Annotated in this window: 20 protein-coding genes; 8 read left to right on the forward strand and 12 right to left on the reverse strand. The window is 66.3% G+C overall.

Annotated features, from left to right (window positions below; translation table 11 throughout):
* Positions 1-322: 322 nt before the first annotated feature.
* The 6 genes from LQG66_RS15885 (at position 323) to LQG66_RS15910 (ending at position 6,360) form a co-directional block, all read left to right on the forward strand.
* A complete protein-coding gene (locus LQG66_RS15885) occupies positions 323-1,114 on the forward strand; it encodes a cobalamin B12-binding domain-containing protein (protein WP_231327141.1) in 792 nt (263 codons plus the stop codon).
* Positions 1,115-1,192: 78 nt separating this feature from the next.
* Positions 1,193-2,620 (forward strand): transcriptional regulator PpsR, encoded by a 1,428-nt coding sequence (ppsR, locus tag LQG66_RS15890; protein WP_231327142.1) that lies wholly within the window; start codon positions 1,193-1,195, stop codon positions 2,618-2,620.
* 6 nt (positions 2,621-2,626) lie between these two features.
* Positions 2,627-3,529, forward strand: coding sequence for a chlorophyll synthase ChlG (gene chlG, locus LQG66_RS15895; RefSeq protein WP_231327143.1), 903 nt, complete (start codon positions 2,627-2,629; stop codon positions 3,527-3,529).
* 5 nt (positions 3,530-3,534) lie between these two features.
* A complete protein-coding gene (locus LQG66_RS15900) occupies positions 3,535-4,866 on the forward strand; it encodes a BCD family MFS transporter (protein WP_231327808.1) in 1,332 nt (443 codons plus the stop codon).
* 4 nt (positions 4,867-4,870) lie between these two features.
* Positions 4,871-6,082, forward strand: a complete 1,212-nt coding sequence (locus LQG66_RS15905; protein ID WP_231327144.1) for a geranylgeranyl diphosphate reductase — start codon at positions 4,871-4,873, stop codon at positions 6,080-6,082.
* A gap of 14 nt (positions 6,083-6,096) precedes the next feature.
* The gene (locus LQG66_RS15910; RefSeq protein ID WP_231327145.1) at positions 6,097-6,360 is read left to right on the forward strand and encodes a hypothetical protein; all 264 of its coding nucleotides are present in this window, start codon (positions 6,097-6,099) and stop codon (positions 6,358-6,360) included.
* Between the two features lie 18 nt (positions 6,361-6,378).
* On the opposite strand, the gene LQG66_RS15915 is transcribed toward LQG66_RS15910, so the two are convergent.
* Entirely contained in the window at positions 6,379-6,816 is a 438-nt protein-coding gene (locus tag LQG66_RS15915; RefSeq protein WP_231327146.1) for a c-type cytochrome, read from the reverse strand.
* Between the two features lie 315 nt (positions 6,817-7,131).
* On the opposite strand from LQG66_RS15915, the gene ppsR (LQG66_RS15920) reads away from it, so the two are divergent.
* Both ppsR (LQG66_RS15920) and LQG66_RS15925 read left to right on the forward strand, forming a co-directional pair.
* The gene (ppsR, locus tag LQG66_RS15920; RefSeq protein WP_231327147.1) at positions 7,132-8,505 is read left to right on the forward strand and encodes a transcriptional regulator PpsR; all 1,374 of its coding nucleotides are present in this window, start codon (positions 7,132-7,134) and stop codon (positions 8,503-8,505) included.
* Positions 8,506-10,680, forward strand: coding sequence for a GAF domain-containing protein (locus LQG66_RS15925; RefSeq protein ID WP_231327148.1), 2,175 nt, complete (start codon positions 8,506-8,508; stop codon positions 10,678-10,680).
* 321 nt (positions 10,681-11,001) lie between these two features.
* On the opposite strand, the gene LQG66_RS15930 is transcribed toward LQG66_RS15925, so the two are convergent.
* The 11 genes from LQG66_RS15930 to LQG66_RS15980 form a co-directional block, all read right to left on the reverse strand.
* Complete coding sequence (locus LQG66_RS15930) at positions 11,002-11,685, reverse strand: biliverdin-producing heme oxygenase (RefSeq protein ID WP_231327149.1); 684 nt, start codon at positions 11,683-11,685, stop codon at positions 11,002-11,004.
* A gap of 17 nt (positions 11,686-11,702) precedes the next feature.
* Positions 11,703-12,629 (reverse strand): photosynthetic reaction center subunit M, encoded by a 927-nt coding sequence (gene pufM / locus LQG66_RS15935; protein WP_231327150.1) that lies wholly within the window; start codon positions 12,627-12,629, stop codon positions 11,703-11,705.
* Positions 12,630-12,647: 18 nt separating this feature from the next.
* Positions 12,648-13,490, reverse strand: coding sequence for a photosynthetic reaction center subunit L (gene pufL / locus LQG66_RS15940; RefSeq protein ID WP_231327151.1), 843 nt, complete (start codon positions 13,488-13,490; stop codon positions 12,648-12,650).
* Between the two features lie 144 nt (positions 13,491-13,634).
* Positions 13,635-13,823, reverse strand: coding sequence for a light-harvesting antenna LH1, alpha subunit (gene pufA, locus LQG66_RS15945; protein ID WP_231327152.1), 189 nt, complete (start codon positions 13,821-13,823; stop codon positions 13,635-13,637).
* Positions 13,824-13,839: 16 nt separating this feature from the next.
* Complete coding sequence (pufB, locus tag LQG66_RS15950; RefSeq protein ID WP_231327153.1) at positions 13,840-14,070, reverse strand: light-harvesting antenna LH1, beta subunit; 231 nt, start codon at positions 14,068-14,070, stop codon at positions 13,840-13,842.
* A 152-nt stretch (positions 14,071-14,222) separates the two neighbouring features.
* Positions 14,223-14,450, reverse strand: a complete 228-nt coding sequence (locus tag LQG66_RS15955) for a hypothetical protein (protein ID WP_231327154.1) — start codon at positions 14,448-14,450, stop codon at positions 14,223-14,225.
* A 32-nt stretch (positions 14,451-14,482) separates the two neighbouring features.
* Positions 14,483-15,934: a chlorophyllide a reductase subunit Z gene (bchZ, locus tag LQG66_RS15960; protein ID WP_231327155.1), complete on the reverse strand. Its 1,452-nt coding sequence runs from the start codon at positions 15,932-15,934 to the stop codon at positions 14,483-14,485.
* A complete protein-coding gene (gene bchY, locus LQG66_RS15965) occupies positions 15,934-17,484 on the reverse strand; it encodes a chlorophyllide a reductase subunit Y (RefSeq protein ID WP_231327156.1) in 1,551 nt (516 codons plus the stop codon). The genes bchZ and bchY overlap by 1 nt, the downstream gene beginning before the upstream one ends.
* Before the next feature lie 31 nt (positions 17,485-17,515).
* Positions 17,516-18,514 carry a chlorophyllide a reductase iron protein subunit X gene (locus LQG66_RS15970; protein ID WP_231327157.1) on the reverse strand — a complete coding sequence of 333 codons (999 nt, stop codon included), beginning with the start codon at positions 18,512-18,514 and terminating at the stop codon, positions 17,516-17,518.
* Positions 18,511-19,452 (reverse strand): chlorophyll synthesis pathway protein BchC, encoded by a 942-nt coding sequence (gene bchC / locus LQG66_RS15975; protein ID WP_231327158.1) that lies wholly within the window; start codon positions 19,450-19,452, stop codon positions 18,511-18,513. Before bchC ends, LQG66_RS15970 begins: the two co-directional genes overlap by 4 nt.
* A 90-nt stretch (positions 19,453-19,542) precedes the next feature.
* Positions 19,543-20,688: an acetylserotonin O-methyltransferase gene (locus LQG66_RS15980; RefSeq protein ID WP_231327159.1), complete on the reverse strand. Its 1,146-nt coding sequence runs from the start codon at positions 20,686-20,688 to the stop codon at positions 19,543-19,545.
* Between the last annotated feature and the right edge of the window lie 29 nt (positions 20,689-20,717).

The raw sequence follows: 20,717 nt of genomic DNA on the forward strand, positions 1-20,717 counted from the left end.
TGATGCGATGACGGCAACAACAGGGACATTTCTGGTGCACCGCACTCGATCTGATCAACGTGACGTTGTGCAGTTTGCAGGTGGCGCATCGCAAATCCCTGGAGTGCGGGCCCGATGGGGAAAAGCTAGACCCGGGCACGAAGAGTGTCAATCAAAATTGACGTCAAATGATATTGACGCAACGAGTGACGTGCGCTCATATGGAGGGGAGGCGCTGATGACCGAGCTCAATGAGACAGTCCGATTCCCACGAACCCGCTTTCGGACGAAGCGTGGTCAGGCGGTGTTTCATCCGCCCGCGGCGCCGCGCCTCAGCGTTCCCATGCGGAACGCCCGCCATCCCGAACTCAACGCCACGATCGAGGCCGAGATCATTCCGCGGCTCGTGATGGCCCATGCGCCGGCGCTCGAACGCATGCCGGCCATCATCGCCGCCACCGAACAGGAAGCGGCCGATTTCGCCGAGCTCGTGCTGGGTGCGGACGACGATCGGGCGGTGGCCTGCATCCAGGCGCATCGCGATCACGGCGAAACGCTGGAGCGGATCTATCTCGAGCTGCTGGTGCCGACTGCGAACCATCTTCGCCATCTGTGGGCCGACGACGAGCGCGACTTCGCCGACGTCACGCTGGCGCTGTGGCGGCTGCAGCAGCTGCTGCGGCATTTCAGCCCGGCCTTCTGCGCCGAGCTTGCGGCAGTCCCCACCGGCCTGCGCGGGCTGCTGACGACCGCGCCGGGTGACCGGCGCGAGATGGGGCACATGATGTTCGGCCTCGTGCTGGCGGGCGAGTTCTTTCGCCGCGACGGCTGGGACACCTGGATCGAGCCAGACACGGCGGATCGCGGCTTCCTCCACGCGCTCCGCACGCAATGGTTCAACGTCGTCGAGTTCTTCGCCAACAGCGACAAGAAGCTCGACGATCTCGCCTCGAACATAAGGATGGCGCGGCGCGAGTCCTCCAACCAGGACATCGGCGTGCTGGTCTGCGGTCCTGCGTTTACTGAACGGCCTGAACTCGTACTCCTGGTCGGCGGCGACGGTGTCGTCTCCGACCCGAGCAGAGAGGCTTCGCAAGCCCGGCACGTCGTCAGTCTTCTGACCGAACGGCGATAGCTGAGGGTGACGTGAAGATGAATGCTGGAACGAGACTCGCCGCGCGAAGGCTCCTTGACTGGGAGGACAACGTCGTTGGTGAGGGCGTTCAGAGCTCCGAAAGAGTCGCTTGGCGATCTCAATGCAGATGTCGCGGCCATGGTGGTGGCCGCTGCGTCCGACATTGCGCTCGCGCTCGACGCCGAAGGCAACATTCAGGATCTGGCTTTCCAGCAAGCCGGGCTGCCGCTTGAATTGAGAAACACAGACGAGTGGATCGGCCGATCCTGGCAAGCAACAGTGTCCGAGGAAAGCCAGACCAAGCCAGAGCTGCTGCTCGCCGAGGCCTCCCAGCGCAAGGTGTCGCGCTGGCGCGAGGTCCGCTATCCGGCCGCACGCGGACCGGACATCCCGATCCTGTTCGCGGTGGTGGCGATCAAGGGCCCGGCCCGCTTCATCGCGGTCGGCCGCGACGTCCGCGCCACGGCTGCGCTTCAGCAGAAGCTGATCGAGGCCCAGGTGGCGATCGAGCGCGACTATTCGCGCATGCGCAGCGCCGAGTCGCGCTACCGCATCCTGTTTCAGATCACGGCCGAGCCGGTGCTGATCATCGATTCCGTGAGCCACCGGATCGTCGACGCCAACCCGGCCGCGGCCGCCCTGCTCGACCACGGCGCGGCCAACCTGATCGGCAAGCTGTTTCCGGACGTCCTGCTGATGGACGATTTGGCGACGTCGCAGTCGCTGGCGCTGGCGATCCGCTCGCAGGGCAAGATCGAGCGCGCCAAGGTCAGGCTCGAGGGCGGAAGGGACTATCTGCTCGACGGCACCTTCTTCCGACAGGATACGTCGGCGCTGTTCCTTCTGCGCTTCTCGCCGCTGACCGCACAGCCCGCGATCGCGCAGCGGTCCGATGTCAGCACGCAGCTGGTGCAATTCGTCGAATCCGCGCCCGACGGCTTCGTCATCACCGACATGGAGGGCCGGCTGCTGCATGCCAACGCCACCTTCCTCCAGCTGGCCCAGGTCGAGAACCTGCATCAGATCCTCGGCGAGACGATCGACCGCTGGATCGGAAAATCGGCGATCGATTTCTCGATCATGCTGAGCAATCTGCGCCAGCATGGCAGCGTCAAGCTGTTCTCCAGCGTGGTCCGCGGCGAGCACGGCTCGCCGGTGGACGTCGAGATCTCCGCCGCCACGGTGGGTGCGTCCGGCCAGGCCAGGCTCGGCTTCACGATCCGCAACGTCGGCCCGCGCATCACCTCCGACAGCGGCGACCACGGCTACATTCCCCGCTCGCGCGAGCAGCTCGCCGAGCTGATCGGCCGCGTGCCGCTCAAGGAGCTGGTGCGCGAGACCACCGACGTGATCGAGCGGATGTGCATCGAAACCGCGCTCAAGCTCACCGGTGACAACCGCGCCACCGCCGCTGAGATGCTCGGCCTCAGCCGCCAGAGCCTCTACGTCAAGCTGCGGCGTTACGGCATGGCCGAGCCGACCGAAGACGACAGCCAGTTGGAATAGAGTGCCATGACCGACATCGCGCCCGCCCCGCTCACCACCCGCCTGCAGCCGCTCGCCGTGCTCGAGCTGCTGAAGCCGATCACCTGGTTTCCGCCGATCTGGGCGTTCGGCTGCGGCGTGGTGTCATCAGGCGCGCCGCTGGCGCCGCGCTGGCCCACCGTGATCGCGGGCCTCGTGCTGGCCGGGCCGATGGTGTGCGCCACCAGCCAGGCCGTCAACGACTGGTTCGACCGCCATGTCGATGCGCTCAACGAGCCGAACCGCCCGATTCCCTCGGGCCGCATTCCCGGGCGCTGGGGTCTCACCATCGCGATGATCTGGACAGTGCTGTCGCTCGCGGTCGCAACGCTGCTCGGCACATGGGGGTTTGCCGCGGCGGCGCTGGGCCTCGTGCTGGCCTGGGCCTACAGCGCGCCGCCGATCCGGCTGAAGCAGAACGGCTGGTGGGGCAACAGCGCGGTCGGCCTCTGCTACGAGGGCCTGCCCTGGATCACGGCGGCGGCGATCATGAGCGCACAGGCGCCGTCCTGGCAGGTGCTGCTGATCGCGCTGCTCTACAGCCTCGGCGCCCACGGCATCATGACATTGAACGACTTCAAGTCGATCGCGGGCGATCGCGTCAGCGGCGTCAACTCGCTGCCGGTGATGCTCGGCGCCGACAAGGCCGCGCGCCTGGCCTGCATCACGATGGCGCTGGCGCAGTTCGCCGTGCTCGCGCTGCTGGTGGTCTGGAGCCGCCCGGCGCATGCCGCGATCGTGGCCGCCCTGATCGCGGCCCAACTGGTGCTGATGCGGCGGCTGCTGCTGCGGCCGCGCGAACTGGCGCCCTGGTACAACGGGACGGGCGTGCTGCTCTATGTGCTGGGCATGCTGGTGACGGCCTTTGCGCTGGCGGGAATGGCAGCATGACGCCGATGAACTCAGCCTCGCCTGCTCCCCTCTCCTGGTTCGGCATCGTCCGGCTCGGCCTGGTGCAGACCGCGCTCGGCGCCGTCGTCGTGCTGACGACGTCGACATTGAATCGCGTGATGGTGATCGAGCTCGCCTTGCCGGCCATGATCCCGGGGATGCTGGTCGCGATCCACTACGCGATGCAGGTGCTGCGGCCATGGCTCGGTCACGGCTCCGATGTCGGCGGCCGCCGCTTCGCCTGGATCGTGGGCGGCATGGCGGTGCTTGCAACGGGCGGCCTGCTCGCGGCAGCCGCCACTGCGCTGATGGCGAGCCAGCTCATTCTCGGCCTGATCCTGGCAGTGACCGCCTTCATCATGATCGGCATCGGCGTCGGCGCCGCCGGCACCTCGCTGCTGGTGCTGCTGGCCAAACGCACTGCGCCGGAGCGGCGCAGCGCCGCCGCGTCGATCGCCTGGATCATGATGATCGCAGGCTTCATCGTCACGACGGCCGTCGCCGGCAAGGCGCTCGATCCGTTCTCGGGCGAGCGGCTCATGATGGTGTCCGGCACCGTCTCGGCGATCGCCATGGTGTTGACGCTCTTGGGCGTTTGGGGCATCGAGCAGCCTGAAATGGCCGTGACGCCGACCTCCGCCCCCGCGCGCAACAGCTTTATGGAGGATTTCCGCGAGATCTACCGGGAGCCGCAGGCGCGGCGTTTCGCGATTTTCATCTTCGTGTCGATGCTGGCCTACAGCGCGCAGGACCTGATCCTGGAGCCGTTCGCCGGCAGCGTCTTCGGCATGACACCGGGCCAGACCACGCAGCTGTCCTCGGTGCAACACATGGGCGCGCTGATCGGCATGATCCTGATGCCGGCGCTGGCGAGCCTTCGCAGCGACTGGCGGACGCGGCCGCAGCCGTGGATCGTCGGCGGCTGCCTGGCCTCGGCGCTGGCGCTGCTCGGCCTCGTCGGTGCCGCAACCGTTGGTCCGGCCTGGCCGCTGCGCGCCTCCGTGCTGCTGCTCGGCCTCACCAACGGCGTCTACGCCATCGCCGCGATCGGCGCGATGATGAACATGGTGAGCGAAGGCCGCGACAATCGCGAGGGCACGCGGATGGGCCTGTGGGGCGCCTCGCAGGCGATCTCGTTCGGCATCGGCGGCTTCGTCGGCACCGCGGCGGCTGACGCTGCCCGCCAGCTGCTGCCGTCGACGGCCTCAGCCTATGCGGCGGTGTTCGCGGCCGAGGCTGCCTTGTTCGTCCTCTCCGCCTGGCTCGCGATCTGGATCAAGCGCCCGCGCGAGCAGGCATCGACGCTGGCGGTGCAGCCGGCCAACCAGGGAGCCTAGCGCGATGATCCCCTCTTGCAGCCAGGAGACGTTCGACGTCGTGGTCGTCGGCGGCGGCCCGGCCGGCGCAACCGCCGCCAATGATCTCGCCCGCCAGGGCCACAGCGTCCTGCTGCTCGACCGCGCCGGCCGGATCAAGCCGTGCGGCGGCGCCATTCCGCCGCGGCTGATCGCCGAGTTCGAAATCCCCGGCGATCTGCTGGTGGCGCGGATTTCCGCGGCGCGCATGGTGTCGCCGAGCAACAGGGACGTCGACATGCCGATCGACGGCGGCTTCGTCGGCATGGTCGACCGCGAGCATTTCGACAAATGGCTGCGTACGCGCGCGGCGGCAGCCGGCGCGATCAGGCGCACCGGCACCTTCAGCGAGCTCGCCCGCGACGACGACGGCACCGCCGTGGTGCACTACGAGAGACGCATGGACGATGGCAGCTTGAGGCTGGACAGCGTGCGGGCGCGCACGGTGATCGGCGCCGACGGCGCGGTGTCGGCGGTTGCGCGCCAATGCATTCCCGAAGCCTGCGAGATGCGCTACGTGTTCGCCTATCACGAGATCATCCGCTCGCCCGATCGCAACCATCCGGTTTTCGACGCGACCCGGTGCGACGTCGTCTATCGCGGCCAGCTGTCGCCGGACTTCTACAGCTGGGTGTTTCCGCACGGACCGACCACCAGCATCGGGACGGGAAGCGCCTGCAAGGGCTTCTCGCTGCGCGGCTCGGTTGCGCAATTTCGCAAGGCAGCGGCGCTCGACCACCTCGAGACCCTCCGCCGCGAAGGCGCGCCGATCCCGCTGAAGCCGCTGTCGCGCTGGGACAACGGCCGCGACATCCTGCTCGCCGGCGATGCGGCCGGCGTGGTGGCCCCGGCCTCAGGCGAAGGCATCTACTACGCCATGGCGGGCGGCCGCGCAGCGGCCGACGCGGTCGCCCTGTTCCTGAAGACCGGTGACGCCGCGGCGCTCGCCTCGGCGCGGCGCAGCTTCATGCGCCAGCACGGCGCGGTGTTCTTCATCCTCGGCCTGATGCAGCGCTACTGGTACTCGAACGACGCCCGTCGCGAACGCTTCGTCGCGATCTGCCGCGATCCCGACGTGCAGCAGTTGACCTGGGACGCCTACATGAACAAGGCGCTGGTGCGCGCCAAGCCGCTGTCGCATGTGCGGATCTTCTTCAAGAACATCGCGCATCTGACCGGGCTGGCACGGGCGGCTTGACCGGGTTCGCGGACATGGGCGAGTTGTTGCGAAGCCCGCATTTGATCGACCTGATCCTCGCCATCATCGCGGCCGAGTTCGCAGCCGGTGCGCTGGTCTGGCGGCGGTGCCGCCGCGGCATCAGTCCGCGCGCGCTGCTGCCCAATTTGCTCGCCGGCGCCTTCCTGCTGCTCGCGCTGCGTTGTGCGCTGGCGGATGCGCCGTGGTTCTGGCTTGCGTCGTGCCTGACGGCGGCCGGTCTCGCCAACGCCGCCGATCTCAGGCAGCGCTGGCGATGATCGTCCGCGCGAGGCCGATCACTTCTTGTCGGGTGAGAACGTCTTGAGATAGGCGATGACGTCCTTGCGCTGCTGCTCGTTGGCGAGCTTGAACACCATCTTGGTCGAGCCGGTCGCCTGGTCTGCCTTGCCCTTGTCGGTCAGGAACTTCTTCAGGAACGCGCTGGGGTCGACGAGATATTCGAAGATCGTGTCCTCGCTCCAGACCAGGCCGGCCTCGCCGGCATGCTTGTTGAGCTCTGAATAGGCGAATGCGGGATAGGTTCCGGGCTGCCGCCCGATCACGCCGGTCAGAACCGGGCCGACGGCATTCTTGGCATCGGGTCCAATGCGATGACAGGTCATGCATTGCTTGAAGACCTGCTCGCCCTTGGCCGGATCACCGCCCTCCAGCGCGACCCCGGCGCCGGCCGAAATCGCCAGCCCGACCATTGCAACCACACCCGCTCTGAACATCCTGCGTTCTCCCGATTGTCTGCTTGGTGAATCCGCGCAGTTCTCCCTTACAAATACAAATGTCATGCTTACTTGTCATGTCATAGGTCGGTGAAAATGGGCGGTTAAGTCGCAGTTCGAACATGCAACAGGCGCAGGGATACCGTCGAACGAAGCCAACTTGTAAATAAGCCTTGACACTGAGGGCGCTGCGTGGACTAAAAACATTGTCAAGCCTCTCAATACGTTAGCGGGATGTGACGTAGCACCTTCAAAATGCGCGCCAACCGCACGGCCGCGCGATCCTGTGAGCGTCTCCAACGGGTGCCAAAGACCATGGCCGAGTTTCACGGTCCACGAGCCGACGTGACATTGCTGCTCGACATGGACGGCGTGATCCGGGAGGCAACGCTGTCACCCAACATGGCGTCCGAAAATGTCGACGCGTGGCTTGGCCGTCCCTGGTCGGAGATCGTCGACGATGCGAGCGAGAAGATCGAACGCATCATGCAGGACACCAAGCGGACCGGCATTTCCGCGTTCCGCCAGATCACGCAGCGCTTCCCCAGCGGCCTCGAACTGCCGATGGAGTTCACGACGGTGCTGCTCGGCGGTCGCGCCGGCATGCTCGCGATCGGCAAGAACCTGCAGGCCGTGGCCGAGCTGCAGGCGCGGCTGATCTCGGCCCAACAGACCATCGAGCGCGACTATTGGAAGCTGCGCGAGATCGAGACGCGCTACCGGCTGGTGATCGAGGATTCCAACGAGGCCGTGCTGCTGACGAAGGTCTCGGATCTGCGGATCATCGAAGCCAACCGGACCGCGACCTCGGCGCTGGGGGCATCCGGCCGCCGCCGAGACAATCTGGTCGGCCGCGAGTTCCTGCAGGAGATTCCGCCCAAGGACCGCGAACTGGTGGAACTGATGCTGAGGCGCGTCCGCGACCAGGGCAAGGCGCCCGGCATCGTGGTCCATCTCGGCGAAGAGGCCGCCCCCTGGATGCTCAGGGGATCGCTGATGACCAGCGAGACCGCGCCGATGTTCCTGCTGCAGATGGCGCCGATCGGCAAGGCGGTGCAGCCCGGCCCCGTGCCTGACGATCCCGAAGCGCTGATCGACAATCTGCCCGATGCCGTCATCAGCATCGACGTCACAGGCGCGATCAAGCGCGCGAATCGCGCGTTCCTGGAACTGGTCGAAATCGGATCGAAAGAGGCATTGATCGGCGAGAAGCTGAGCCGCTGGTTGACGCGCCCCGGCGCCGACCTTTCGGTCCTGATCTCCAACGTCGAGCGCCACGGCGCCGTTCGGCTGTTGTCGACCACCATCCAGGGCGAGCTCGGCACCGAGACGGAGGTCGAGATTTCGGCTGCAGCCTATGGTCTGGACAGCCATCGCCGGATCGGCCTCGTCCTGCGCAACATCGCCAGAAGGTTGTCGCCGAATGGGGAGCACGACAATCTGCGGGTTGCGCTCGCCGCCTTGAACGAATCGGTCGGCAAGACGCCGCTGCGCAAGCTGGTGAAGAGCACGGTCGAAGTCGTCGAACAGCATTACGTCCGCGCCGCACTCGAGCTCGCCAACGGGAACCGGACATCGGCTGCCGAAATTCTCGGTCTCAGCCGCCAGAGCCTTTACGCCAAGCTCGATCGGTATAATCTCAGTCAACCAGAAGAAAGCGACGACGAGGAAACCGAAAAGGGGAGCTAGTTGCCAGTTTCGCTGACAACGCCGGCGTTTGGCCACGCTACTCTTGCGGATTGCGAGCGCGAACAGATTCATCTCGCGGGCTCGATTCAGCCGCACGGCATCCTGCTGGCTGTCAGGGAGCCCGACAACACGATCATCCAAGCCAGCACCAACGCCGGCGCCTTCCTCGACACCGGCGCCGTGGTCGGACGGCCGCTGCGCGATCTCGGCGGCGACCTGGCGCTCCAGATCCTGCCCCATCTCAACGGTCCGCTGCATTTGGCGCCGATGACACTGCGATGCACGGTCGGATCGCCGGCGCGGCGCGTCGACTGCACGATCCATCGCCCCTCGAACGGCGGATTGATCGTCGAGCTGGAGCCGGCAACGACGACGACCAACATTGCGCCGGCCCTGGACGGCGCCTTCCACCGCATCACCTCGTCCTCCTCACTGCTCGGCCTGTGCGACGAGACGGCGACGATCTTCAAGGAGATCACCGGCTACGACCGCGTCATGGTCTATCGCTTCGACGAAGAGGGCCACGGCGAGGTGCTCTCGGAACGGCGGCGCCCGGAGCTCGAAGCCTTTCTCGGCAACCGCTATCCAGCCTCCGACATTCCGCAGATCGCGCGCCGGCTCTACGAGCGCAACCGCGTGCGCCTGCTGGTCGACGTCAACTACACGCCGGTGCCGCTGCAGCCGCGCATCTCGCCGTTCAACGGCCGCGACCTCGACATGTCCTTGAGCTGCCTGCGCAGCATGTCGCCGATCCACCAGAAATATCTGCAGAACATGGGCGTCGGCGCGACGCTGGTGTGCTCGCTGATGGTCAGCGGCAGGCTGTGGGGGCTGATCGCCTGCCACCATTACGAGCCGCGCTTCGTGCCGTTCGACATCCGCGCCGCCTGCGAGGCGCTGGCCGAAACCTGCGCGATCCGGATCGCCGCGCTGGAGAGCTTCGCGCAGAGCCATTCGGAGCTGGTCGTCCGCCGGCTGGAGCAGCGGTTGGTCGAGGCCGTGTCGCGCGACGGCGACTGGCAGGCCGCGCTGTTCGACGGGTCGCAATCACTGCTGCAGCCGCTCGGCGCGAGCGGGGCGGCGCTGCTGTTCGAGGGCCAGGTCACCACCGCAGGCGACGTCCCGTCGACGCAGCGCATCCGCGATCTCGCAGGCTGGCTCGACCGTAGCCGGACGGCCGCAGGCGCTTCTCCGCAGGGGCTGACCGCGACCAGTTCGCTGACGCTCGATGAGCCCGGCTTCATGGACCTCCGCGCAAGCGCGAGCGGACTGATTGCGGCGCCGCTGTCGGCGAGCGATGGCGAGTACCTGCTGTGGTTCCGGCCGGAGCAGATCAGAACGGTGACCTGGGGTGGCGATCCGCTCAAGGCGGTCATCATCGGAGACGACCCCTCCGATCTGTCACCGCGACGCTCCTTTGCGCAATGGCACCAGCTGGTCGAAGGCAAGTCCGAGCCATGGTCCGTGGCGGAGCTGGCCTCGGCCAGGCTGATCAGCGAGACCGTCGCCGACGTCGCGCTCCAGCTTCGCTCGGTGCGCATGGTGATTGCGCAGGATCAGCTCGCCACGATCAGCGGCCAGGTGCTGCGCTCGGAGCAGCCGGTCATCATCGCCGACGTCGAGGGTCGCATCCTGCTCCTGAACGAGGCGTTCGAGCAGCAGCTGCGTACGACGCATCCGCACATTCCGCATCTGCGCGATCTCGGCAGCTACTTCGCGGCACCGGCGGAATTCCGTACCAATCTCGACGACCTCATGCGCAACAAGCGCAGCTGGCGAGGCGAGCTGACACTCACCGGCGGCGCCTCGCCGCCGCGGCCGCTGATGGTGCGCGCCGATCCCGTGATCGCGCCGCACGACCGCGTGCTCGGCTTCGTGCTGATCTTCTCCGACCTGACCGAGCGCAAGACCGCCGAAGCCGCGCGGGCGCGCTTCCAGGAGGAGATCGACAGCGCACGGCGCCCGAGCCTGCGGCTCGATCAGAGCGCGAGCCTGATCTACAAGGAGTTGGCGGCCTCGACCATGGAGAACGCGCAACTCGCCGCGCTCGAGGTGACGCACGGCGCGCAGGCCAGCAGCATGCCCGAGATGCTGGAAAGCATCCGCAATTCGACGGCGCGCACGCTGGAGATCATCGAACACCTGGTGTGGTATCGCTCGCAGAGCGAGGAGTGACGCGCCGCGTTTCGCCTATGCGCCCCTCACGCTTCATCGGACAACCCTGTCATGCGGGCTGTTCGCGCTGTCTCCACGCGGTCATTCCGGGGCATTCGCGCGCAAAACGGCGAAGCCGTTTTGGAGCAGCGCGAATGAGCCCGGAATCAATAGCCACGAGACGTCGTGCGTCGAAGACAAGGCGCCACGCGCATCTCGCGTCCTCATGACCGACTGTGGTTATGGATTCCCGGCTCGCGCCACGACTCGAGGCCGACATGCGTCGGCCTTGATCTCCGCGCGCCCCGGAATGACGCGTGGAGAGAACATGGCACCTAAATTTCAGGCCCCGAAGCCGGCGGCCGCCTGCAACGCTTCAGACAGCGCGATGTTCAGCATGAACGCGAGGGCGGCCTCCTCGACGACCGCGCCATGCTCGACCATCGCCGCGCCCGCCTGCTCCAACGCATTACGATAATCATTCTTGAAGCGCTGAAGATCGGCGATATCAGGAAACTCGTAGAACGACAGGCTCTCGGGACGCAGATCGAGCGAGCGCGCGAGAATTTTCTTGATGATCTGGCCGCCGCTGAGGTCGCCCAGATAGCGCGTATAGGCGTGGGCCAGCAGAGGGTGCCCCGCTCCGGCGCCGGCCTCCTGGATCGCGCTGACATAGGCGATGGCTTCTGGCAGCACAGGCAGACCGGCCACATCGAGCTGCGCCAGATCAGCTCTGATCGCAGCACTGCGGTGCAGCTCCGGCCGCACGATGAGACCCACCGCCCGCGTTCCTTCATGACGAAGCAGCTCGGACTCAAGCGCTTCGTAGACCGGGAGCAGATTGCGCAACAGCAGCGCATAGGCTCGCCGCGTCCCGCGGCCGCGCAGCAGCTCGGCGACGATGCCGGTCCGCTCCGCGGTCACGTGCAGCGTCCTGGTGCGCTCCCGCATGGCGTCCAAGAGACTGGCCGGACGCGTGCTGCGCCCGGCCATCTCGATATGATCAGATTCAACTCTGTCCAACATGTCTCGACCTGAAAGACCTAGCGCAGCGGCGCCAGCCCATGTTTCACGCCCCAGTCGAACCAATTGTCGACGACGGTGCCCGACAGTAGGATACCGATGCCACCGGTCAAGGGACAAAGCACGGCGAACCACCACGCCCACCGATGGATCGATTCGGCGGTCGCATTGAAGCCCATCGTCCAGCGCCAGAACAATGCACCGCGTTCGAAGGCCGTGCCGCGATCGACGATCTGCTCGAGCTCGCGCTCGCCGCCATAGCGGCTGATGGCGAGCACCGTCGCGCCATGCATTGCGAACAACAGCGCCGATCCGTACAGGAAGGCAATCGAGAGCATGTGGAACGGGTTATAGAACAGATTGCCGTGGGTGATGGAGAAGTTGTTGGTCCAGTCGAGATGCGGGAAGATGCCGAACGGCACCGCCTCGCTCCAGCTGCCCATGAAGATCGGCCGGATGAAGCCGAGCACCAGATAGAGCCAGATCGCCGCGGCGAACGCCCATGACACATGCGTGCCGAGGCCCAGCGCCCGCGCGCGGCGATAGGTGCGCGCCCACCACAGCAGGATCGACGACGTCAGGAAGAAGCCCGCCATCAGCCACCAGCCGCCCTCCTGCAGCGGCGGGAAGATCTGCAGGCCGTATTCCGGCGCCGGCGGCTGCAGCGACAGCCACGGGAATTGCCGGATGAACTCCAGCGGGCTCCAGTTCACTGACGCCAGCATGTTGAGACCGATGATCTCGATCGCAACGAAACCTGACATCAGCGAAGCAAGCCCGAGGAAGCCGAGATAGACCGGGCCGACCTGGGCGTCACCGACCTTGCCGAGCCAGTAGTTGAAGCTGCCCTTGCCGAGCCGCTCCCAGACGCCGGGCTCGATCGGGATGCCCGGATAGATCGCACTACGAACTTGGATCTGCGTGAAGATGTTCTGGTATTGGGCCATGTCGACCTCTCCTTGAGCTCATTGCGGCGACCAGATCGGGACCCTGCGCCACCACTCCCACCAATCCGACCAGGCATTGCCTTCCGGCAGCAGCCAGGCGGGACCGGAGATGACGATGCAGACGGCGCTGAAGAACACGGCGGCCAGCGCCAGGAACAGGCCGAGCCGGTGGATGCCGAGGGTGCCGATGGAGTAGCCGATGAGGTCTCGGAACATCGTGTTCTCGTGCTCCGGCGATTTCATCTCCTCGCCCCGCCCCGGATTACTGGCCGACAGGATCAGCGAGCCGTGCAGCGCGAGCGCGAGGCACGTCGTGAAGAAGAACGTGATCGCGATCATGTGCGCGGGATTGTAGTGAAAGTTGCCGAACTGATAGCCGGTGTTCGACACCCAATCGAGATGTGTGATGATGCCGTAGGGGAAGGCGTAGCTCCACGAGCCCATCAGCACCGGACGGATCACCTCCAGCGTGAAATAGGCGAAGATCGCAAAGGCGAACGCGAACGGCACGTGATAACCGATCGCGAGCTTGCGGCAGATCTCGACCTCGCGCAGCGCCCACGAGACGAATGCTCCGAGCGCGCACACCGTGATGAGCTGCCAGAAGCCGCCCTCGGTCAGCGGCGCGAAGGAGAGACCATATTTGGCGTCCGGCGGATTGATGCTGATCTGCCAGAGATTCCAGGTCGGCCCGAGCGCCGCCGCGTAGAGGATCAGCGCCACACCGACGAAGGTGAAGAAGATGGTCGTCACGCCGAAGAAGCCGACGTAGAACGGCCCGATCCAGAAATCGAAGAGATCACCGCCGATCAGCGTTCCGCCGCGGACGCGGTATTTTCGTTCAAAGCTGAGCATTGCCATCGGTCTGCCTCCGCTGCCCGTCGCTCGATATGCTACGTGCCGTGTCGTACGGTCTTGAATGTCGTGAGCGGTGTAGAGTGGGAAGCGGGCGAGCAAGGTCTGCCGCCGAGCGTTCGTCCGCTTCCCATTGGTCTTGCCGTAGCCTTAAGTGAGCTTCAGCGGAGTCGCCGGCTCGGAGATCGACGACGTCTTCGCAGCACGCGGTCCCTCCAGCCAGTTGAACCGGTTCGTGCTGAGCAGGATGAAGTGAATCACCAATGCCAGCCCGAACAGGAAAACGCCGAGAGCTACAAGAACCCTGCGGGGATCGAACAACAACCACAAGCGCCACATAGTTTTCTCCTTTCGGTCAGGTCAGGTAGGAGAGCACGATATTGGCGTAGTGGGTCGCCCCATCCATCGCCGCCTTGTAGCCAGCCGGCCCGGGCAGCCAAGGCCGCCACATCCATGCGAGAATGTGGGCGACGATCGCAACCGCCGTGAAGACCACAAAGCTCGTCATGAAGATGCTATGGAATTCCCTCGCCTCCGCTTCGGTCAGCCCCGACAGAGAGCCTCCCTTGTTTGGTACGTCCACCATGGTGGTACCTCCTGGTGTTGGCCTTTCGGCCGGATGCCGCTCACTGTCGCGAGCGGCGTCGAAGCGTCATCCCGTCGCCGGGATGACATTCATGCGGCGAGCCGCACGAATTCCTTGCAATCGTCGCGAGGCCGAACTCAGAGCCTCAAAACTCACAGTCCCATGAAGGACGAGGTCGCGCAGTTCGCGGCCTTGAGCCTCGCTTCACCAAAGATCGCGCCGAGCGGCGCAGGCCGGTGGCCTGTGATGATGGAGCCGATCCGGCGCAGCACGCCCTCGACCATCAGCACGGCAAAGCACACCGCGTAGACCAGGAGATAGTCGATCCGCTCGCGCGATCTCGGCGCGAGGTCACGATCCATGCGTACGTACAACGACATCGTCCCTCTCCCTTCGCTCATCCCCATCGCGGTCATGCGGCCTGCCCCGTTGCGAGCTGCAGCCGCACGCGCGCGAGAACGTCTTCCGTCACCTTGTCTAGTCCGGCCTGGCGCGCGCCGCGCTCGGCTGCGTCGCGCAGCCGCTTGGCCGCGGAAATCCGCACCAGCACGGGCTGCGTCTCGATGATCTGATCCAGCGCGAGCTTGGCCCCGTCATCCCATGGCAACTCGCGGTCGAGCCGCGGCGGCGTCGCTGCGATCTGATCCAGTTGGGTGGCCAGCGGCAGGATGTTGAACAACGCATCGAACAGCGCGTTGCAGACCTCCTGCACCACATAGGTCGCGCCCGCATAACCCATGAAGGGCGTGCCGGTGTGGCGGCGGATCACGGTGCCCGGGAACGAAGCCGGGATGTAGATCGCGCGGTTGCCGGCTTCCGCCGCATACATGCGCTCGTTATAGCTGCCGAACAGCACCAGCGGCGGCCGCTCGTGGATGGCCTTGCGGATGGCATCATTGTCGGTCTTGGCGCCGGCGCAGCGCGAGATCGCGAAGCTGCAGGGCAGCCCGAGCTCGGTCTCCAGGAAATTGCGCAGGCCCCGCGCGTAGGTCTCGGATGCGACGATGCCGAAGCTAGCGGTGCCGAAGAAATCCTGGGTCACCGAGCGCCACAGATCCCACAGCGGCTTGATCGTGGTGTGCTTCTCACGGACGATGAACGGCTCGGGATCGAGCCCGAGCATCTCGCCCAGCGTGCGCAGGAATTTGGTCGTCGAGTGCAGCCCGATCGGCGCCTGCAGATAGGGCCGCTCAAGCGTCTCGCACAGCAGCCGGCCGAACTCGCGGTACATGCAGACGTTGACGTCGGCGTCGACCAGCTTTCCGACATCGGCCAGATGGCTGCCGAGCGGAAACACCATGTTGATCTCGGCGCCGATGCCTTCGACCAGACGGCGGATCTCGGCGACATCCGAGGGCATGTTGAAGGTGCCGTAGATCGGCCCGATGATGTTGACCCTGGGCTTCTCACCGTCCTTGCGCGGCTTGCGCTCGGGGATCTTGCGCAGGCCGTATTCGCTCCACAGCCAGCTCAAGGCGCGGTTGGCGCTCTGCCACTGGTCCTCGTCGATGGTACGCGGCAGGAAGCGCTTGATGTTGGAGCCTTCGGGCGTCACGCCGCCGCCGATCATCTCGGCGATCGAGCCGGTGACGACGACCGCCGGCAGGTCGGGATCGAGCGCGCGGCGCGCGCGCTTCATCGCCTGCTCGGTGCCCTTCTGGCCGAGCTCGTCCTCGCCGAGGCCCGTGACGACGATCGGCAGTTCATGCGGCGGCAAACCGTCGGTATAGTGCAGCACCGAGGTGACCGGCAGGTTCTCGCAGCCGACCGGGCCGTCGATGATGACCTGCAGGCCCTTGATCGCGGTGAACGCGTAGACCGCCCCCCAATAGCCGCCGGCGCGATCGTGGTCGAGGATCAGCATCACACCATCTCCTCGGACTTGCGCTTCTTGGCCTGCGCCGCGACCGCCTTGCGGAACTTGTCGCGGAACTCGGGACGTTCGACCGGCGTGCCCTGCCAGACGCCGGCATTGTCGCCCTCACCGACACCTTCGAAGAAGTCGCGCATCTCGTCGAAGCGCGCCTTGCCTGATATCGCCGCATTGACGACCTGAGCCAGCGAGCCGGCGCCGGACACGCCGAACAGCGGCCGCGCCGAGATCAGATTGGTGAAGTAGAGCGACGGGATCGCGCACGCCTTGGCCTTCTGCACCACCGGCGTGGTGCCGATGGCGAGATCCGGAGCGAATTCCTCCATCGCCGCGAGATCCTGCTCCAGTGAAGCGCGATACTGCACGCGCACGCCGTGGCTCTCGAGCCAGGCGCAGTCGGCCTCCGACCAGCGCGTGCGCGGGCACGCCGTGCCGACATAGCGCAGATCAGCGCCGCTCTCGACCAGCAGACGCCCGACCAGCAGCTCCGATCCCTCATAGCCCGACAGCGTGATGCGGCCACTGATAGGGCTCGCCGCGAGCGCCGCGCGGATCGCCGGCAGCACCGCGTTCTTGGCCGCATCGATCTGCGCGCGGCCGACGCCGCAAGTTTTGCCTACAGCCTCCAGCCAATCCGCCGTGCCGTCGCAGCCGACCGGCGCCGAGCCGATGATCGGCCGCCCGGCCGCCTCGAACTCGCGGATCGAAGCCGTGTAGAACGGATGGATTGCAGCCACTGCCGCGCAATCGAGCGCGCCATAGAGCTCGCGCCATTCCCGCGTCGGCACGGTGGGACCGGCGGCGAGGCCGAGCGGCGCCAGCATCATGCCGATGCCGACGGGATCGGCGGGAAACATCTCACCTAACAGAGTGATGGTCGGCTTGTCGCTGCGCGGCGCGCGCGGCGCCTGCACCGGCCCCTGCTCGGCTTCACGGCGCGCGTAGTTGAGCATGGCGCCGGCGAGCACGTCCTTGGCCTCGGCATGGGTCGGCACGCCAAAACCCGGCACGTCGATGCCGATGATTCGGACGCCGTTGATCTCCTTCGGCAGGATCTGCAGCGGCACGCCCGAGGCGGTGGGGACGCAGAGATTGATGATGACGACGCAGTCGTAGTTGGCGGGATCGGCGAGCTTGAACACCGCCTCGCGGATGTCCTCGAACAGTTTTCCGGTGACCAGCGTCTCCGAATTGAACGGGACATAGCCGACACTGCGCCGCGCGCCGTAGAAGTGCGAGGTGAAGGTGAGGCCATAGACGCAGCAGGCCGAGCCCGACAGCACGGTCGCGGTGCGGCGCATGCGCAGGCCGACACGCAGCGAGCCGAACGCCGGACACATGCTCTGCGGCTGGTCGTGCGGCCCTGCCGGATAATCGGCGGCATAGCGCGCCAGCACCTCGCTCTTGCCCGCGGCATCGGCCGCCTTCTTGAGCTCGGCCTTGCCGGCGTGGCAGCCGAGCGCCTCGGGCTGCGCCGGCAGAAGGCCTGCCTCTGCGCCGCTCTGCGCGCTCATCGCCTGATGGATCACAGGATCGCTCATTGCATTACATTCCGCTCGTCAGCCGATCCCATCACACATTGTCGTAGATCACTTCGAGCGACGGCCTGGTCACCACCGTGCTGCCGCACATGTCCTCGAGCGTCGCCTTTTCGAGCACGACGTCGCGGCCGACCTCCGAGGCCTTGAACAGGCCGAGCAGGCCGTCATGGGTCAGCGGATGCGGATGCTGCGGCGGCGCCTCGGCGACGTTGGCAGCGAGGTGCTCGAACAACGGCGCCCAGGGCGTGCCGGGCCGGCCGATGATCTGATAGCTCGCGCTCTTGCGGCGGATGTCGTCGTCGGCCGGGATCGAGGCCAGCACCGGAATGCCGGCGGCGTCGGCGAAGGCGGCGGCCTCGCCGGTGCCGTCGTCCTTGTTGATGACGATGCCGGCGACGCCGACATTGCCGCCGAGCTTGCGGAAATACTCCACCGCCGAGCAGACATTGTTGGCGACGTACAGCGACTGCAGGTCATTGGAGCCGACGATGATCACCTTCTGGCACATGTCGCGCGCGATCGGCAGGCCGAAGCCGCCGCAGACGACGTCGCCGAGGAAGTCGAGCAGCACGTAGTCGAAGCCCCAGTCGTGGAAGCCGAGCTTCTCGATCAGCTCGAAGCCGTGGATGATGCCGCGTCCGCCGCAGCCGCGGCCGACTTCGGGACCGCCGAGCTCCATCGCGAACACGCCGTCGCGCTTGAAGCAGACGTCGCCGATCTTGACCTCTTCACCGGCGAGCTTCTTCTTCGATGAGGTCTCCAGAATGGTCGGGCAGGCGCGGCCGCCAAACAGCAGCGACGTGGTATCGCTCTTCGGATCGCAGCCGATCAGAAGCACCTTCTTGCCCTGCTGCGCCATCATGTAGGACAGGTTGGCGAGCGTGAAACTCTTGCCGATGCCGCCCTTGCCGTAGATCGCGATGATCTGCGTGGTTTTCTTCGGCGCAGCCGTGACCGGCGCATCCGGCTCGATCGCGGCCTCGGCGCGCAGGGCATCGGTCATCTCACTGATCTTGGTCGGGGCATTCATGCTGCAGCTCTCCAGTCCAAGACCATCTTGAGACATGACGGATCGTCGAACGCGGTCCGGTAGGCGCTTTCCGCGGACGATGCGGCCGCGTGATGCGTGATCAGCCCGTCCAGCGACAGCCGGCCGGCATCGATGAGGTTGCGTACCGCGAGCAGGTCCTCGTGCTTCCATTCGGCGGCGACGCGGATCGCCGCCTCGCGCATGAAGGCCGGCGGATAGGAGAAGGTGAGCGGCGCGCTGTAGAAGCCGGCGAGGATGATCTCGCCCCGGGGCGCCAGGCGAGCAATGAGGCTGTCGAGCAGGCCGGCATCGCCGCTGGCATCGAAGATCAGGCGATAGTCGCGCTTGCTATCCTGCGCTGGATCGATGACGCTATAGCCCATCGCGCCAACCGCGCGCTCCGGATTGCTTTCCCACACCACCGGCGGGTCGCCACCCATCGCCATGATCAGCCGCGCCAACAGGCGCCCGAGCACGCCATGGCCGACCACGCATTCGGCGCGGCCGTCGCCGCCGATCGCAAGCGCATGATAGGCGGTCGCCGCCAGCGCCAGCAGCACGCCGCGCTCGCCGATGGAGTCATCGATCGCGACCACGCGCTGCGGAGGAACGTTGAGACGCGAGGCGGCGGCGCCGAACAGGCTCTTCACCTCGCCGAAGCAGCGCGCCGCGCCCGGCACGAACACGCGCTCGCCTTTTCGAAAACCAGAATGAGGTGCGGCATGCGCGATCCGGCCGACCGCCTCGTAGCCCGGCACGAGCGGATAGCCCATGCCCGGAAATTGCGGCATGCGGCCTTCGTACAGCAGCCGCTCGGTGCCGGTGCTGATCGCGCTCCATTCGATGTCGACGGTCAGGCAGTCCGGGGCATCCGCCAGCAGCAGCTGCTGCAGCGACAATTCCCTTGGCCTCCCCAGAACAACGGCGATCGCGTCCATAGCCCAAACTCCCCGGCGACGCCCGCTTAGTTACGGGTGTCAGGTTAGTCCGACTGAAAGAAGTGTCAATATATATTTACATTCCAAGTGTCAGCTTTTCGCGACAATCACGCTCGCGACCAGCGGGATCCGGGTGCGGAGCACTCGCACCTGCGAAAAACCCGCCGCATGGAGCAGATCGCGCAAGCGGGCGGCACTGCGCGGCCGTCCCTGCCCCATCGCGCGGAGATAGATCTCGAAATAGGCACTGACGCCGTCGGCCCCGCCGGCCGCCTCGCGCATCGGCTCGCCGAGCAGCAGCACGCCATTGTCAGGCAAGGCGGCGCGCACCTTCGCGAGCAACCGCGCCACCGCGTCGTCGTCGTGATCGTGCACGACACGAATCAGCGAGATCACGTCGGCGCCCGTGGGGAGCAGGTCATCGTAGAAGCTGCCCGGCGTGATCGTGACGCGATCGGCGAGGCCGGCCTTGGCGAGACGCTCCTGCGCGATCGCGACGACCCCGGGCAGATCGAACAGCTGCAGCCGCAGCTGCGGCGCCTGCCGGGCAGCAGCCATGAGAAAACTGCCGTCGCCGCCGCCGACATCGAGCAGGCAGCGATGGCCCGAAAGCGGATAGGCGGCGAGGACGACGTCCGCGATCATCGGCTGCGACACCGCCATCAGCGCCGTGTAGGGCGCGACGCTGTCGCGCGTCAGCGCATCGCCGGTCTTGTCCAGCGCATACGGCCAGTACTGCGCAAGCCGGCGCTCGCTGTCTTGTCCGCGCAGCAGCGCCACGGGATCGGTGAGATCGGCATAGAGCGCGGCGTGATGCCGAACCATAGCGGCGATGCCGGGATTGCCGAGCAGCGCGGCACCGAGCGGCCCGAGCCCGTAGCGCGCCGCGCCGCGGCGCTCCAGCAATTGCAGCGCGGATGCGGCCTCGCACAGGCTGACCATCGCGTCAGGGGACATCGCCGCGCGCGAGGCCAGCGTCGCGACATCGCAGGGGCCGGCCCGCAATCCCTCGAACAGTTCGAGCTGCACGCAGGCTGCCAAGGTCTGCGAATAGACGAAGCCGACGCAGAGATCGAACAGCTCCGCGGCACGCTTGCGCGCGATCGGCCGCGTCAACGGACACGCCGCCGCCCAGCGCTGAAACGCCGCACTCGCCAGCAGCGAGTCACGCCACCCGCGCCAGCGATCACTGAGGCTCGTGGCAGCCGACGTGTCATAGCGGACGACGCTCGGCATGGCCGTCAGAGCTCCAATGCCGGGATGCA

Source organism: Bradyrhizobium ontarionense, assembly GCF_021088345.1.
Taxonomy (GTDB): Bacteria; Pseudomonadota; Alphaproteobacteria; order Rhizobiales; family Xanthobacteraceae; genus Bradyrhizobium; species Bradyrhizobium ontarionense.